Raw genomic sequence first — 14,925 nt, 5'->3', positions numbered from 1 at the left:
CGGCCCCGCGGGGCCGCGCCGGACGGATGCGTTCCGGCCCTGGCGGGCGCAAGCGGACCGCCCCCGGACAAGGCCAGAGGAAACCAGCCCGAGGAAGACATGCAGCAGATCAGGCTCGATACTGACGTCCGGACCCTTGCCGACATTCCGCGCATTCACGCGCAGCGGCAGGGCGACAGGATCGCCACCCAGTTCGAGGGGCGCCTCACCACCCACGCCGAACGCGACCGGCGCGTCAACCAGATCGCCAACGCGATCATCGCCGCCGGCCTGCAGCCGGGCGACCGCGTGGCCCATGTCGGCAAGAATTCAGACTATTACTTCGAGCTTGTCTTCGCCTGCATGAAGGCGGGCGTCATCATCGTGCCGGTGGTGTGGCGCCTGGCGCCGCCGGAAGTGTCCTACATCGTGCAGGATTCCGGCGCGAAGCTGCTGTTCGTCGGCCCCGAGTTCATCGATCTCGGCCGGCAGGTGCAGGCGCAGTGCCCCGGCCTGAAGCAGGTGATCGCCATGGAGGGCGGCAATCCGGAGTGGCCGGACCTGACTGCCTGGCGCGAGGCCCAGCCCGATACGGATCCCCATCGCGAAAGCGCCTCCAGCGAGCCCTTCCTGCAGCTCTACACCTCCGGCACCACGGGCCGCCCGAAGGGCGCCATGCTCACCCACGACAACTTCCTCATCATGCGCCGCCTGCAGGACGATTCGGAAGATGAGTGGATGCACTGGTATGACGACGACATCGGCCTCATCGCCATGCCCAACGGCCACATCGGCGGCACCGGCTTCGGCATCTGGGTGCTGTATTACGGCGTCAAGGCGGTCATCACCCGCGAGTTCGACCCCATGCAGGTGCTCGACCTGATCGAGCACGAGGGCGTCAACAAGTTTTTCCTCGTGCCTGCGGCGCTGCAGTTCATCGTGCGCCAGCCGCGCGCCCGCCAGATCGACTACAGCCGCCTGCGCACCATCTCCTACGGCGCCAGCCCCATTCCGCACGCCCTGCTCAGGGAGTGCATGGAGGTGTTCAGGTGCGGTTTCGTGCAGGCCTATGGTCTCACCGAGACTACCGGCACCGTCACCGTGCTGCCGCCGGAAGACCACACCGTGGAGGAGACGCCGCGCATGCGCTCCGCCGGCAAGCCGCTGCCGGGCGTGGAGATCGCCATCCTCGACGAGCAGGGCGCCCGCCTGCCGCCGGGCGAAATCGGCGAGATCGCCATCAGGTCGCCGTCCAACATGATCGGTTACTACAACCTGCCCGAGGCGACGGCCGCGGCCTTCACCTCCGACGGCTGGTTCCGCTCCGGCGACGTCGGCTACATGGATGAGGACGGCTACGTCTACGTCCATGACCGCATGAAGGACATGATCATCTCCGGCGGCGAGAACGTGTATCCGGCGGAGGTTGAGAACGCGCTGTGCAGCCACCCGGCGGTGGCGGAGGCGGCGGTGATCGGCGTTCCGTCGGAGAAATGGGGCGAGGAGGTGAAGGGCGTCGTGGCGCTGCGTCCTGGCCAGAACGTGACGGAGGAGGAGCTGATCGCCTTCGTGCGCACGCGCATCGCCGCGTTCAAGGCGCCCAAGTCGATCGACTTCATCGACATGCTGCCGCGCAACGCCTCCGGCAAGATCCTGCGCCGCACCCTGCGCGAGCCTTACTGGGCCGGCTATACCCGCAACGTGAACTGACCCCGGCCGGGCCAGCGTCCCCGGCGCCGCGTGTTTCCGCCATTGGGGGGTGGCGGAGGGCGCGGCGCCGGGGCGACGGCCTGATCCTTGTCTTGCCGGCGTACGGACCCGGTGTTACCGTTCAGCAATACCCTGGAATGGCTGGGCCGCAGCGCGCCCTGGAGGCGGCAATCCATGCGTTTCGTCACCGCTCTGGCGGGCATCTGTCTCGCCGTTCTTGCAGCCTGTTCTCCTGCCGAAGAAAAACAGAAAAAAGAAATCCGGGCTGCAGTGACGCCCGCCTCGCCGCCGAATCTCTACGACGACAAGGGCAAGACCGTGGGCCTCGATCTCGAGCTGATCGAGGGCTACTGCAAGGCGCGCGGCTGCACCATCAGGCTCACGCCCTATGACTGGCAGGGCATGCTCGGCGCCGTGGTCAGCGGCCAGGCCGACATCGCCTTCTCCGGCATCTCCATCACCGACCAGCGCAAGGAAGTGATGGATTTCTCGGTTCCTTACATGGACAACACCTGGAACCTGGTGAGCCTGAAGGACCGCAACATCAGGCTGGACAGCCTCGGGGACCTGAAGAAATACAGCATCGGCTATCCGCGCGGCATGGCCTACAGCGACTTCATCCGGAAGGAGCTGGAGCCCAGGGGCCTCTACAGCCTGGACAAGGTGAAGCTCTACCCGTCCTACAACGAGGTGCTGGCCGACCTGCAGAACGGCAATCTCGACCTCGCCTTCCTGGACGGCACCGTCGCCTCGGTCTACCGCAAGACCATGCCCATCCAGGATGCTTATGTCTTCACCGGCTTCGACCGCTTCGGCTTCGCCTTCCCCAAGGGCAGCAAGCTGCGCGAGGACGTCGACAAATACCTGACGCAGGAGCTGAAGCCGGAAGAGCGTCAGGCGATCATCGACAAGTGGCTGAAGTAAGCGACCGTTCCGGGCCTCCGTTCGCGGCCGGCCGCCGGCCGCGCCGCGGCGGGCGCGCGGCCGCAGGAGCCAGCGCATGAGCTTCGCCGAGATTTTCCTGCAGCTCGCGCAGGGCGTCGGCTACACGGCGCTGGTGACGGTGCTGTGTTCGCTCACCGGCGTGGTCATTGGCCTTGCGGCGGCCATGGCGCGGCGCCTGTGCGGCCGCGCCGGCGCGCTGCTGCTGGACGCGTTCACCTTCGTGTTCCGCGCCGTTCCGGTGCTGGTGCTGCTGTTCATCGTCTTTTTCGGCCTGCCCGGCGTCGGCTTTCGCGCGCCGCCGCTGCTGGCGATGATGATGAGCCTCGGCGTCATCGCCGGGGCCTATCTGGCGGAGGTGTTCCGCGCCGCCTTTGACGCCGTGGACGAGAGCGAGATCCAGGCGGCGGAGGCCATGGGCTTCTCCCGCCTGCAGGTGCTGCGCCTGGTGGAGCTGCCGCAGATGCTGCGCTTCGCCGTGCCGGGCATGATCAACGAATTCACCACCGTGCTGAAGTACTCGCCCTTCGCCTACACCGTCGGCATTCCCGACGTGATGAAGGAGGCGATGGCGCTTTCGGCGACGACGCTGCGCGGCGTGGAGATCTACGCCGCCGTCGGCGTGATCTATTTCCTGATTTACCGCGTGCTGGTGGCGGGGGTGTGGGCGCTGGAGAAGCGCGGCCGCATCCCCGGCCTCGCCGCGCAGTGAGGGCGCCATGACGCTGCTGTCGGTCCGTGACCTGAAGATCGCCTATGAGGGCCGCACGGTGCTGGACGGGGTGAGCTTTGACCTGGCCGAGGGCGAGCTGAAGGTGATCATGGGGCCGTCGGGCTCGGGCAAGTCGACGCTGCTGCGCTGCCTCAACCGGCTGGAGAAGGCCACCGGCGGCCAGGCGATCTTCGAGGGGCGCGACATTCTTGGGCCGGGCGTGGACGAGCGGGCGCTGCGCCAGCGCATCGGCTTCGTGTTCCAGAACTTCGCCCTCTACCGCCATCTCACCGCGCTGCAGAACGTCACCCTGGCGCTGCGCCACCTCAAGGGCATGCCGCAGGCGGCGGCGGACGAGCGCGCCCGCCGCGAGCTGCAGCGCATGGACATGGCCGCCCATGAGTCCAAATATCCGGCCCAGCTCTCCGGCGGCCAGAAGCAGCGCGTGGCCATCGCCCGGGCGCTGGCCATGGATCCGGCGGTGCTGTTTTTCGACGAGCCCACCTCGGCGCTCGATCCGCTGATGGCGCGGGAGGTGGTGAACATCCTGCACCGGCTGCGCGGGGAGCGCGTCTCCATGCTGTGCGTGACGCACGACCTCTACCTTGCCCGCAGCGCCGGCGGCCGGGTGCTGTTCCTCGACCAGGGGCGGATCTACGCCGAAGGCGAGCCGGAGGAGCTGTTCGGCCCCAACGCCGACCCGCGCATCCGGGCCTTCTTCCACCAGGAGCAGCGCCACACGCCCGCGCCGGAGCAGGCCTCCGGCCCGGCGGCGGAGGCCTGAGCCCATGGGCGCCTTCCTCGCCACAATGTGGGAATACTGGCCGCAGGTGGCGGACGCGCTGGGGCGCACGCTGCTGCTGGCGGCCACGGTCAGCGTCACCGGCCTGCTGGGCGGCGTGCTGGTGTTCTTTCTCGGTCTTGGCGGCGGGCGCGTGCAGCGCTGGCTGGTGGACGCCTATGTGTCGTTTTTCATCGGCACGCCGCTGATCGTGCTGCTGTTCCTGATGTATTACGGCCTGCCGCAGTGGGGGCTGAAGCTGTCGCCGTTCACCGTGGCGGTGACCGGCTTCACCATGAACGTGGCGGCCTATAACGCGCGCTATCTGGCGGTGGCCTATCGTGGCCTTGATCCCGCCGAGCTGGAGGCGGCGCGCGCCCAGGGGTTCAGCGCGCTGCAGCGTTTCCGCCTGATCATCCTGCCCCAGTCGCTGCGGCTGTCGCTGCCGGCGCTGACCAACCAGGTGATTCTCAACGTCAAGGACAGCTCGATCGCCTTCCTGATCCAGTACGTCGAGTTCTTCGCCCAGATGCAGGATCTGGCGGTGCGCACCTTCCGCTTCCTCGACGCCTATCTGGTGGCCGGCTTCGTCTACATCCTGCTGGTGGCGGCGATCGTCGCCGTCGCCCGGCGGGTGGAGCGCCGTTACGTGCTGCCGGGCGTGCGCCGCCCGGCGTGACGGCGCCTTACGCGCCGCGCCGGCCGCGGGCGCGCAGGCGCGCCGTCTGCACGAGGCAGCCGACGGCGACGACGCCCGTGAGGCTGGTGACCAGCAGCGCGGCGATCGCGCCCAGCTGCTGCATCATCCACGCGAAGGCGAAGGGGGCGGCGGCGCCGACGATCAGCCGCGCCGACATCAGCCGGCCCTGCAGCGCGCCGTAGCCGTCGCGGCCCAGCAGCTCCAGCGGCAGGGTGCCGCTGACGATGCTGAACAGGCCGCTGCCGACGCCGAACACCGCGGCGAACGCCACCGCCCCGTAAAACGACGGGGCGGTGCAGGCCAGCACCACCAGCCCCAGGGCGAGCGCCGCCGCGGCGATGGTGGACAGGTGCGTCTGCGCCATGTCGCGGGCGAACATGATGTTCAGGATGCGGCTGATCACCTGTGAGGGGCCGAAGGAGGCGCTCACCGCCACCGCCACCGCGCCGAGGCCGAGCGTGTCCAGCATCGGCATCATGTGCATGAGGATGGCCGAGAGGATGAAGCTTACCAGCGCGAAGGCCACGGTCATCAGCACGAAGCCGGCGCGGCGGTCTTCCGGCGCGAGGTCGCCGCTGCGGCTGGCGGCGGGGCCGCCGGCGGCGGGGGCTTCCGGCCGGGCCTCCTGCGGGCGCGGCGGCCGGCGCGCCAGCCATGCGTGCAGCGGCAGGCAGACCAGCACGTGCATGGCGGCGTAGCCCACATAAATGCGCCGCCAGTCGAAAAAGCCGTTCAGCCAGGCGGTGAGCGGCCAGAAAATGGTGGAGGCGAAGCCGGCGAACAGCGTGAGATAGACGATGTCGCGCTGGGCGGTGGCCGGCGTGCGCTGCACCAGCAGCGAAAAGGCGGCGCCGTACTGCACCAGGGTCGAGGCCGCCTCCATGGCGGTGAGCGCCGGCGCGAACGCCATGCCGGAGGGCGCCATGGCGCAGGCGACCAGCGAGGCCGCGGCGGCGAGGGAGCCCATGGTCATGATGCGCCCGGCGCCCAGCCGGTCGATCCACCGCCCCGCTACCGGCGAGACGAAGCCGCTGACCAGCAGGGCGGCGGAAAGGGCTCCGAACACCCACTCCAGGCTCCAGCCGAAATCACGGGACATCTGCGGCGCCAGCACGCCGAAACTGTAGTAGAGCGTGCCGTAGCCAATGATCTGGGATATGCCCAGCGCAACGACCTCAGGGGTGAGACGCAAGATGACAGTCTCCGGAGGCCAGGCGCGACGGAAGGCGCATGGCGGCTGTGGAAGCCGCCCGCACGGACAGGGCGCGGCGGGACGGGTCGCCTCAGGCGGCGGCCACCTTCTGTGAAAGAATTGCGCGCATGGCAATAGGATGGCGGACAGACTGACATGCGCCCCGCGCATGGCATGACGGCGCCATCCACGCCTGTCCTGACGCCGGCGCATTCTGGCGCCGGCGCGCGCCTCAGGCGGAGCGCACCGGCCGTCCCGCCTCGTCCACCAGCCGCTCCCCGTCTTCGGCGATGAACTCGCCCTGCTGCGGCGGCAGCAGCGACAGCACGAGGCTGGCCGGGCGGCAGGCCTTAACCCCCAGCGGCGAGACCACCACCGGCCGGTTCAGCAGTTCGGGATGGGCGGCGATGGCGTCGAGGACGGCGCCGTCGTCGCAGGCCGGATCCAGCAGGCCGAGGCTGGCGCACAGCGGCTCCTTCCCGCGCAGCAGCGCCCGCGCCGAGCCCGCCCGGCGGGCGAGCTGCGCCAGCATCGCCCGGGTGGGCGGCGTTTTCAGATATTCGATGACATGCGGCTCCACGCCGGCGTTGCGCGCCAGCTCCAGCACGGTGCGTGAGGTTCCGCAGCGCGGATTGTGATACACAATGACGTCGAAGGCGGATTGCCCGGTCATGGCGCGGCCTTTCCTGGCGGTTGGCTCCCCGCGGGGGGGAGGGGGTGGCGTCCGGCGGATCATGCCATGTCCGCGGCCGGAACGCTCGCCGGCGGCCAGGCGGCCGGGCGCTCCGTCCTGCGGGCGGCTACGCCTCCTTTACCCCCCGGGCGTAAACCGGGGGGCTGGTTTCGTCAGGCGCCGCCTCCCCGCCCGGGAGGCGATCGCCGCCGTCCGGGGCGTCAGAATTCCGTCATGCCTGCGATTCGCGAAAAATACGCCGCCATCTTCCGCTCGCTCGCCGACCGGCGTCACCTGCTGATGCTGGCCTTCGGCTTCAGCTCCGGGCTGCCCTTCCTGCTGGTGTTCGGCACGCTGTCGGCGTGGCTGCGCGAGGCGGGGATCGCGCTGGCCAGCATCGGCATGCTCAGCTGGGTGGCGCTGGCCTATTCCTTCAAGTTCCTGTGGGCGCCGGCGGTGGACCGGCTGGATCCGCCGCTGCTGGGGCGCTGGCTGGGGCGGCGGCGCGCGTGGCTGCTGCTGTCGCAGCTTGTGGTGGCGGCGGGCCTGTGCGGCGTGGCGCTGTCCGATCCGTCGCGGTCGCTGGCCGGGCTGGTGGCCTGCGCGCTCGTCACCGCCTTCGCCAGCGCCACCCAGGACGTGGCCGTGGACGGCTGGCGCATCAACGCGGCCGGTCGCGACGAGCAGGCCATGCTGGCGGCGGTGTACCAGCTGGGCTACCGGCTGGCGCTGCTGTGCTCGGGCGCGGGCGCGCTCTATGTCGCCGATTTCGTCCACTGGCGCGCGGCCTATTTCGCCATGGCGGCGCTGATGCTGGTGGGCATGGGCGCGACGCTGCTGGCGCCGCGGGTGGCGGAGGCGCCGCCGCTGGCGGCGGCGCGCCGGGGCTGGGCCGCGAGCGCGCGGGAGGCGATCATCGCCCCCCTGACCGATCTCGCCGCGCGCAAGGGCGTCGCCCTCGTCTTTATTCTTGCCCTGATCGCCATTTACCGTCTGCCGGATTTCGTCGCCGGCGTCATGGCCAACCCGCTCTATATCGACGCCGGCTTCACCAAGTCGGAGATCGCCAGCGTGTCCAAGGTGTTCGGCGTGTGGGTGGGCATTCTCGGCGCCTTCGCCGGCGGCGTCGCCTCGGCGCGCTTCAGCGTGATGCCGTGCCTGGTGTTCGGCGGCGTGGCGGCGGCCGCCTCAAACCTGATGTTCGCGCTGCTGGCGACGCAGGGGCATGACCTGACGCTGCTGGTGCTGGCCATCAGTCTCGACAATTTCGCCAGCGGTTTCGCCGGCTCGACGCTGATCGCCTACATGTCGGGCCTGACCTCTCCGGCCATGGCGGCCACGCAGTACGCGCTGCTGAGCTCGCTGTACGCGCTGCCGGGCAAGTTCGTCGGCGGCGTCTCCGGCTGGCTGGCGGAGGCGCTGGGCTATCCCGCCTTCTTCACGCTCACGGCGCTGGTCGGCTTGCCGGTGGCGGCGCTGTCGCTCATCGTGTGGCGTCTGGAGCGTCGCGCCGCCGTGGCCGCTGAAGACGCGCCCGCCGCCGCTGACGGGCAGGGCGGGCTCGTCGCCGGCGCCGCCGCCGGCGCGGCCGGAGGAGCGCCCTGATGGATCCGGCCCAGGCGGCGCAGCAGGTGGCGCTGGTGGTGGCCAGCCTGGCGCCCATCGTCAATCCGGTGGCGGCGGCGCCGCTGTTTCTCAGCCTCACCCGCAACGCGCCGGAGGGCTTCCGCCGCCAGCAGGCGGCGCGGGCGGCGCTTTACTCAATGGCGATCCTCTCCGGCTTCCTGCTGCTGGGCAACGCCATCATCGACGCCTTCGGCATTTCGCTGCCGGGCATCCGGGTGGCGGGCGGGCTGATCGTGCTGGTTCTGGCCTTCCGCATGCTGTTTTCCGGCGACGCCGAGGCGGACACGGTGCGCGGCGGCGCCGAGGACATCCGCCGCGCCCAAGTGGACGTGTCGTTCACCCCGCTGGCCATGCCGACGCTGGCGGGGCCCGGCTCCATCGCCCTGGTGATGACCCTGGGGGCGGACATTCCGTCCGGCCAGCAGCTGTCCGGCCACCTGGTGGTGCTGCTGGGCGTCGCCATCACCTGCCTGCTGTCGTGGGCGACGCTGCTGTCGGCGGGGTGGCTGTCGCGCTTTCTTGGCGATCACGGCATCCAGGCCATCACCAAGATCATGGGCTTCCTGCTGGCCTGCATCGCCGTGCAGTTCATCTTCTCGGGCGTGGAAGGCTTCATGCGCGCCATGGCGTGAGCGGGCGGGGCGCGCCCGCCCGCCGCCCGCGCTTACGCCACCTTCACCAGCAGCTTGCCGAAGTTGCGGCCGCGCAGCAGGCCGATGAACGCCTCCGGCGCGTTCTCCAGCCCCTCCACGATGTCCTCGCGGTAGCGGATCCGGCCCTCGCGCAGCCACTGGCTCATGTCGCGCTCGAACGCCGGCGCGTCGGCGCTGAAGTCGGAGACGATGAAGCCGCGCAGCGTAATGCGTTTCGTCAGCGCCTGGCGCATGAAGCCCGGCAGACGGTCCGGGCCGGGCGGGGCCTCGGTGTCATTGTAATGGGCGATGAGCCCGCACAGCGGAATGCGGCTGAAATCATTGAGCAGCGGAAACACCGCGTTCCACACCGCGCCGCCGACATTCTCGAAATACACGTCAATGCCGTTGGGGCAGGCCTCTTTCAGCCGGGCGGGCATGTCCGGATCGCGGTGGTCCACGGCGGCGTCGAAGCCCAGCTCTTCCAGCAGGAAGCGGCATTTCTCCGCTCCGCCCGCGATGCCCACGGCGCGCGCGCCCCTGATCTTCGCGATCTGGCCGACCACCGCGCCCACCGCGCCGGTGGCGGCGGCCACCACCACCGTCTCGCCCGCCTTCGGCTGGCCGATGTTCAGCAGGCCGGTGTAGGCGGTCATGCCCGGCATGCCGAGCACGCCGAGATAACGCTGCATGGGGATGGAGGAGACGTCGATCTTGCGCAGGTCGGAGCCGTCGCTGAGGCCGTAGGCCTGCCAGCCGGCGTAGCCGAGCACGATGTCGCCAGGGCGGAAAGAGCCGTTCTGCGAGGCGACCACCTCGCCAACCGTGCCGCCGACGATGACGTCGCCTGGTTCCAGGCTGCGGGCGTAGGATTTCGCCGCGCTCATGCGCCCGCGCATGTAGGGATCCAGCGACAGCCAGAGGGTTTTCACCAGAACCTGGCCGGGGCCGGGCTGCGGGACCGGCTTCTCGACCACGGCGAAGTCGGACGGTTTCGGCTCGCCCACCGGACGTGAGGCCATGATCACCTGGCGGTTGACGGTCATGATGTTTCTCCCTGAACGGGCGCCTGCGCGCCCCCTGTTCTTGTTGCGCGATGCGCGGAGGGTTCCACGCCCCGCGCCGGCGCGCAAGGCGGCCTGAAGCGGGCGCAGGCCGGCGCATGGCGCCGACAAAAAACGCCCGGCGCATGGCCGGGCGTGACGGGACCATCCGTCCGGGACGGTCAGAAGCGGTAGTTGAGGCCGGCGCGGACCACATGCATCCGGTGCTTCTGCCGGATGGCGGCGTCGACGCCGTCGTTCGCCGCGGTGGCGATGACATGGTTGTGGTCGCCGAGGTCCACATAGAGATACTCGGCCTTGACCGACCAGTTGGGCGTGACGGCGTATTCGGCGCCGCCGCCCAGCGTCCAGCCCCAGCGGGTCCTGGTCTTGCGCGCCGCGGCGGACATTTCCGCCCGGTCGACGTGAACGCCGTCAATGTCGATGTCCGCCCAGGCGTCGAATGCGGCCGAGTTGCGGATCTGGCCGGCCGCCGCGCCGCCGGTGGCGTAGAGCAGGAACTGCGGCGTCGCCAGCACGCCGAGGCGGGCGCGCAGCGTGCCGAACGAGGTCAGCTTCGAGCGGGCCGCGCCGGCCGCGCCGTAGGTCTGCCGCACCTCGGAGCCGAAGAACGGCTCGGTCACCGACAGGCCGGCGCCAAACGCCGCCGAGCGGCCGGAATTGGTCCAGTTGTAGTCGAGCTCGCCGCCGAGCACGAACTGGCCGAACTGGTGCGTGTAGCCGATCTGGGCGCCGCCGGTGAAACCGGTCTTCGCCTCCCTGGCCACCGCGTCGACGGCGGCCTGGACCGGCGCGTCGCCAAAGTCCGGCCTGGCGGCGAACGCCGCCTGGCCGCCATGCCTGTTGGTCCATGCGGCGCCGGCGTTGAGACCGGCGTAGAAGCCGCTCCAGTTGAACGTGGGAGCCGGAGCGGGAGCGGCCGGAGCCTGCTTGCGCGACGGCAGGTCAGCGGCGACGGCGGCGGACGCCATCATGACGGCGGCGGCCGACGCTGAGAGGAACAGCTTCTTCATGATGTATCGAGACCCCTGATGCGCGCCGTTATGGCGCTGGACTCCAGATACAATACGGATCTACCAGATCAACATGTTCGTGAAGCGTGCATGTGCGTGCGGAAAGGGCGTCGCCTTTCCGCAGCCTGCCTGACGTAACATGGGGATTCGCCAGGACGGCGCGCAAGATGCGCGCAATTCGTGTCCATGGCGTGAAAAACGGCGGCGCGGTCCGGTCATGTGCGCCGCGCTACATGACCTTGCGTCATGCGACGTCATGCGGCGGCCGGCGCGGCCAGGCCGCGGGGCTCACCGCCGCGGCGTGCTGGCGTCGCACAGGCTGCGTCCGGGGCCGGCCGGCCCGCCGTTCGGGCCCGGCACGGTGGCGTCGCACCATGCGTCGCTCACCCAGCGTCCGTTCAGGAACACTTCGCCGCGTGGTCCCGCCTGCTGCGTGGCGGGCGGCTGCGACTGGCCGTGGGGGGCGCGCCGCGCCGGCGCCGCGTCCGCCGCCGCGGCGAAGCCGGCCACGGCCGCCAGGCACAGGCCGGTGGACAGGATGCGCCGCGCGCGGCTCCGGTCCGGCGAATGTCCACGGGATGAAAATGGTGACGCCAGCGACATGGCGGAGGCTCCCGGCAGGTTGGGGCGCCCGCCGCGCCGGACAGGCCGGAGACGGGCGGGCGCACGCATCATGTCGGCGCGCCGGCGCCCCCGTGCAAGCAGCGGAGCCGGCATGACGTTGCGTAATGCGAACAATTGTCGTTGAAGCCGCGCCCTCTGGCGCGTCTTTCGCGGCGGGCGCCCGGCCGGGGACGGGCGCCGCGGGGCGATGGCTGGGGCGGCCGGAAATTGCTATGACTCCCGCCATGACCGCATCCGCCGCCACGGGGGCCGCCCCCGCCCTGACGCCCGACGATCAGGTCCTGCTGATCGACGGCTCCTCTTTTGTGTTCCGCGCCTATTTCCAGTCCATGAACCAGGACAGGCGCTACAACAACCGCCCGTCGGACGGCCTGCCCACCGGCGCGGTGCGGCTGTTCTGCGCCAAGCTGCTGCAGTTCGTGCGCGACGGCGTCCTGGGCGTGAAGCCCACCATCATGGCGGTGGTCTTCGATAAGTCCGAGGATTCGTTCCGCCGCGAGATCTATCCGCCTTACAAGGCCAACCGGCCGGAGCCGCCGCCGGAGCTGGCGGCGCAGTTTCCGCTGATGCGCGAGGCGGTGCGCGCCTTCGGACTCACCCCGGTGGAGATGCCGCGCTGGGAGGCGGACGACATCATCGCCACCTATGCCCGCGAGGCCTCCGAGGCCGGCGCCCAGACGCTGATCGTCTCCGCCGACAAGGATCTGATGCAGCTGGTGGGCGACGGCGTCACCTTCTACGATTTCGAATCCGGCGTGCGCGGCCGGCCCGGCTACCGGCCGGAGCGCCGGCTCGACCGCGAGGGCGTCATCGAGAAATTCGGCGTGCCGCCGGAGCTGGTGCCGGACGTGCAGGCGCTGGTGGGCGACGCCTCCGACAATGTCCCGGGCGTGCCCGGCATTGGCGTCAAGACTGCGGCGCAGCTCATCAATGAATACGGCTCGCTGGAGGCGCTGCTGCAGGCGGCGCCGCAGATCCGCCAGCCGAAACGCCGCCAGGCGCTGCTGGACAACGCCGGTCTCGCCCGCCTGTCGCTGCGCCTCGTCACCCTGGACCGCCACGCCCCGGCGCCCGTGCCGCTGGCCGACCACCGCATCGGCGGGCTGGATCCGAAGCGGCTGGTTGCCTTCCTCAAGGCCATGGAGTTCAACCAGCTGGTGAAGCGCGCCGCCGAGCTGTTCGACGTCGATCCGGCCGCGATCGATCCCGATCCGGCTCTGGCTCCCGGCGGCTCCGCCATCGGGGAGCTCCGCGCGCTGATGGCCGGCGACGCCGGCGGCGCCGGCGAGGCCGCGGCCGGCGAGGGCGACGCGGACGGCGCGGCGGCCGGGGCCTCCCCCGGAGCGGGCCCTGGCGCGCCGGCGCAGCTGGCGGCGGCGCGGCGCGAGGAGGGGGCGGGGACGCCCGTTGACCGCAGCGCCTACCGCACGGTCACCGGTCTGGACGAGCTCGACCGCTGGATCGCCGAAGCGCGCGAGGCCGGCGTGGTGGCCGTGGACACCGAGACCACGTCGCTCGACGCCATGTCGGCGGAGCTGGTGGGCGTGTCGCTGGCCACGGCGCCGGGGCGGGCCTGTTACGTGCCGCTGGGTCACCGCGGCGGCGACGACCTGTTCAGCGAGGGGCTCCGGCCCGGCCAGGCGCCGCTTGGGGAGACGCTGGCGCGCCTGAAGCCGCTGCTGGCCGATCCGGCGGTGCTCAAGGTCGGCCAGAACGTCAAGTACGACCTGCTGGTGCTCGGCCGCTACGGCCTGCGCGTCGCGCCCTATGACGACGTGATGCTGATGTCCTACGTGCTGGACGCCGGCCGGGCGCCGGGCGGCCACGGCATGGACGCGCTGGCGAAGGCGCTGCTCGGCCACGACTGCATCAGCTTCCGCGACGTCGCCGGCTCCGGCCGCGCCGCCGTCAGCTTCGACCGGGTGGAGATCGACCGCGCCGCCGAATACGCCGCCGAGGACGCCGACGTCACCCTGCGGCTGTGGCGGGTGCTGAAGCCGCGGCTCGTCGCCGAGGGCAAGACCCATGTCTATGAAACCCTGGAGCGGCCGCTGCCCCAGGTGCTGGCCGACATGGAGGCGCGCGGCGTCGCCATCGACCGGGCCATGCTGGCGCGCCTCTCCGCGGACTTCGCCCGGTCGCTGGCGCGGCTGGAGGAGGAGATCCACGGGCTTGCTGGCGAGAAGTTCAACATCGGTTCGCCGAAACAGCTGGGTGACATCCTGTTCGGCCGCATGAACCTGCCCGGCGGCCGCAAGACGCCCACCGGCCAGTGGGCCACCGGCGCCCGCTTCCTCGAGGAGCTGGCCGACGAGGGATACGAGCTGCCGCGGCGCATTCTTGACTGGCGCCAACTGGCCAAGCTCAAGTCCACCTACGCCGACGCCCTGCCTGGCTATGTCAATCCGGTCACTGGCCGGGTCCACACGTCCTACGCGCTGGCCGCCACCACCACCGGGCGGCTGGCCTCGTCCGATCCCAACCTGCAGAACATTCCGGTGCGCACAGAGGAAGGCCGCAAGATCCGCCAGGCCTTCATCGCCGCGCCGGGGCGCAGGCTGGTTTCGGCCGACTATTCGCAGATCGAGCTGCGTGTGCTCGCCCACATCGCCGACATTCCGCAGCTGAAGCGGGCCTTCGCCGAGGGCGTGGACATTCACGTCATGACCGCGTCGGAAATGTTCGGCGTGCCTGTGGAGGGCATGGATCCGCTGGTGCGCCGGCGCGCCAAGGCGATCAATTTCGGCATCATCTACGGCATTTCCGCCTTCGGCCTCGCCGCCCAGCTCGGCATCGGCCGCGAGGAGGCGGGGGCGTACATCCGCCGTTACTTCGAGCGCTTCCCCGGCATCCGCGACTACATGGAGGAGACCAGGAGGCAGTGCCGTGAGCGCGGCTACGTCACCACCATTTTCGGCCGCGTCTGCCACTATCCGGACATCGCCTCGTCCAACGCCTCCCAGCGCGCGGCGGTGGAGCGCCAGGCCATCAACGCCCCCATCCAGGGCAGCGCCGCCGACATCATCCGCCGCGCCATGACCCGCATGGACCAGGCGCTGGCGGAGGCGGGCCTCAGCGCCCGCATGCTGCTGCAGGTGCATGACGAGCTGATCTTCGAGGCGCCGGTCGACGAGTGCGAGCGCACCATCGAGATCGCCCGCAAGGTGATGGTCGAGGCGCCCTTGCCTCTGGTATCGTTGTCCGTGCCGCTGCAGGTGGATGCGCGCGCGGCGGACAACTGGGAGGAGGCGCACTGACGGGCCGGCGGCCCGCCGGC

General features: G+C 70.3%; 13 protein-coding genes. 8 read left to right on the top strand and 5 right to left on the bottom strand.

Annotated elements, in window-relative coordinates; genetic code table 11:
- Positions 1–99: 99 nt before the first annotated feature.
- The 5 genes from ACFFJB_RS11135 to ACFFJB_RS11115 all read left to right on the top strand — a co-directional run bounded on the left by ACFFJB_RS11135 (position 100) and on the right by ACFFJB_RS11115 (position 4,803).
- Positions 100–1,689: a fatty acid--CoA ligase gene (locus tag ACFFJB_RS11135; protein ID WP_376831432.1), complete on the top strand. Its 1,590-nt coding sequence runs from the start codon at positions 100–102 to the stop codon at positions 1,687–1,689.
- A gap of 174 nt (positions 1,690–1,863) precedes the next feature.
- Complete coding sequence (locus tag ACFFJB_RS11130) at positions 1,864–2,613, top strand: transporter substrate-binding domain-containing protein (RefSeq protein WP_376831431.1); 750 nt, start codon at positions 1,864–1,866, stop codon at positions 2,611–2,613.
- Positions 2,614–2,689: 76 nt separating this feature from the next.
- The gene (locus ACFFJB_RS11125; RefSeq protein ID WP_376831430.1) at positions 2,690–3,343 is read left to right on the top strand and encodes an amino acid ABC transporter permease; all 654 of its coding nucleotides are present in this window, start codon (positions 2,690–2,692) and stop codon (positions 3,341–3,343) included.
- A 7-nt stretch (positions 3,344–3,350) separates the two neighbouring features.
- Positions 3,351–4,127, top strand: a complete 777-nt coding sequence (locus ACFFJB_RS11120; protein ID WP_376831429.1) for an amino acid ABC transporter ATP-binding protein — start codon at positions 3,351–3,353, stop codon at positions 4,125–4,127.
- A 4-nt stretch (positions 4,128–4,131) separates the two neighbouring features.
- A complete protein-coding gene (locus tag ACFFJB_RS11115) occupies positions 4,132–4,803 on the top strand; it encodes an amino acid ABC transporter permease (RefSeq protein ID WP_376831428.1) in 672 nt (223 codons plus the stop codon).
- A gap of 7 nt (positions 4,804–4,810) precedes the next feature.
- Here the strand turns inward: ACFFJB_RS11115 and arsK are convergent, their stop codons facing one another.
- Positions 4,811–6,016, bottom strand: a complete 1,206-nt coding sequence (arsK, locus tag ACFFJB_RS11110; RefSeq protein WP_376831427.1) for an arsenite efflux MFS transporter ArsK — start codon at positions 6,014–6,016, stop codon at positions 4,811–4,813.
- 232 nt (positions 6,017–6,248) lie between these two features.
- Positions 6,249–6,689 carry an arsenate reductase (glutaredoxin) gene (gene arsC, locus ACFFJB_RS11105; protein ID WP_376831426.1) on the bottom strand — a complete coding sequence of 147 codons (441 nt, stop codon included), beginning with the start codon at positions 6,687–6,689 and terminating at the stop codon, positions 6,249–6,251.
- 234 nt (positions 6,690–6,923) lie between these two features.
- Between arsC and ACFFJB_RS11100 the strand changes: the two genes are divergently transcribed.
- Positions 6,924–8,294 (top strand): AmpG family muropeptide MFS transporter, encoded by a 1,371-nt coding sequence (locus ACFFJB_RS11100; protein ID WP_376831425.1) that lies wholly within the window; start codon positions 6,924–6,926, stop codon positions 8,292–8,294.
- Entirely contained in the window at positions 8,294–8,947 is a 654-nt protein-coding gene (locus ACFFJB_RS11095) for a MarC family NAAT transporter (RefSeq protein WP_376831424.1), read from the top strand. Before ACFFJB_RS11100 ends, ACFFJB_RS11095 begins: the two co-directional genes overlap by 1 nt.
- A 32-nt stretch (positions 8,948–8,979) precedes the next feature.
- Here the strand turns inward: ACFFJB_RS11095 and curA are convergent, their stop codons facing one another.
- The 3 genes from curA to ACFFJB_RS11080 all read right to left on the bottom strand — a co-directional run bounded on the left by curA (position 8,980) and on the right by ACFFJB_RS11080 (position 11,627).
- Complete coding sequence (curA, locus tag ACFFJB_RS11090; protein WP_376832660.1) at positions 8,980–9,996, bottom strand: NADPH-dependent curcumin/dihydrocurcumin reductase; 1,017 nt, start codon at positions 9,994–9,996, stop codon at positions 8,980–8,982.
- Between the two features lie 176 nt (positions 9,997–10,172).
- Positions 10,173–11,024, bottom strand: a complete 852-nt coding sequence (locus ACFFJB_RS11085; RefSeq protein ID WP_376831423.1) for an outer membrane protein — start codon at positions 11,022–11,024, stop codon at positions 10,173–10,175.
- Between the two features lie 288 nt (positions 11,025–11,312).
- The gene (locus tag ACFFJB_RS11080; protein WP_376831422.1) at positions 11,313–11,627 is read right to left on the bottom strand and encodes a hypothetical protein; all 315 of its coding nucleotides are present in this window, start codon (positions 11,625–11,627) and stop codon (positions 11,313–11,315) included.
- Between the two features lie 245 nt (positions 11,628–11,872).
- Here ACFFJB_RS11080 and polA point away from each other — a divergent pair, with 245 nt between their 5' ends.
- Positions 11,873–14,905, top strand: a complete 3,033-nt coding sequence (gene polA / locus ACFFJB_RS11075; protein WP_376832658.1) for a DNA polymerase I — start codon at positions 11,873–11,875, stop codon at positions 14,903–14,905.
- Positions 14,906–14,925: the final 20 nt, after the last annotated feature.

Origin of the sequence: Camelimonas abortus (assembly GCF_042432745.1) — a bacterium.
Classification (GTDB): Bacteria; Pseudomonadota; Alphaproteobacteria; order Rhizobiales; family Beijerinckiaceae; genus Camelimonas; species Camelimonas abortus.
The sequence above is the reverse complement of the archived record's forward strand: the minus strand, read 5'-3'. Positions and strand labels throughout refer to the sequence as shown.

Excerpts from the sequence above, each read along its gene's own strand:
- ACFFJB_RS11080 (WP_376831422.1), bottom strand. The coding sequence starts at position 11,627 with ATGTCGCTGGCGTCACCATTTTCATCCCGTGGACATTCGCCGGACCGG.
- arsC (WP_376831426.1), bottom strand. The coding sequence starts at position 6,689 with ATGACCGGGCAATCCGCCTTCGACGTCATTGTGTATCACAATCCGCGC.
- ACFFJB_RS11120 (WP_376831429.1), top strand. The coding sequence starts at position 3,351 with ATGACGCTGCTGTCGGTCCGTGACCTGAAGATCGCCTATGAGGGCCGC.
- ACFFJB_RS11115 (WP_376831428.1), top strand. The coding sequence starts at position 4,132 with ATGGGCGCCTTCCTCGCCACAATGTGGGAATACTGGCCGCAGGTGGCG.
- ACFFJB_RS11130 (WP_376831431.1), top strand. The coding sequence starts at position 1,864 with ATGCGTTTCGTCACCGCTCTGGCGGGCATCTGTCTCGCCGTTCTTGCA.
- polA (WP_376832658.1), top strand. The coding sequence starts at position 11,873 with ATGACCGCATCCGCCGCCACGGGGGCCGCCCCCGCCCTGACGCCCGAC.
- ACFFJB_RS11100 (WP_376831425.1), top strand. The coding sequence starts at position 6,924 with ATGCCTGCGATTCGCGAAAAATACGCCGCCATCTTCCGCTCGCTCGCC.
- ACFFJB_RS11135 (WP_376831432.1), top strand. The coding sequence starts at position 100 with ATGCAGCAGATCAGGCTCGATACTGACGTCCGGACCCTTGCCGACATT.
- ACFFJB_RS11085 (WP_376831423.1), bottom strand. The coding sequence starts at position 11,024 with ATGAAGAAGCTGTTCCTCTCAGCGTCGGCCGCCGCCGTCATGATGGCG.
- ACFFJB_RS11095 (WP_376831424.1), top strand. The coding sequence starts at position 8,294 with ATGGATCCGGCCCAGGCGGCGCAGCAGGTGGCGCTGGTGGTGGCCAGC.
- ACFFJB_RS11125 (WP_376831430.1), top strand. The coding sequence starts at position 2,690 with ATGAGCTTCGCCGAGATTTTCCTGCAGCTCGCGCAGGGCGTCGGCTAC.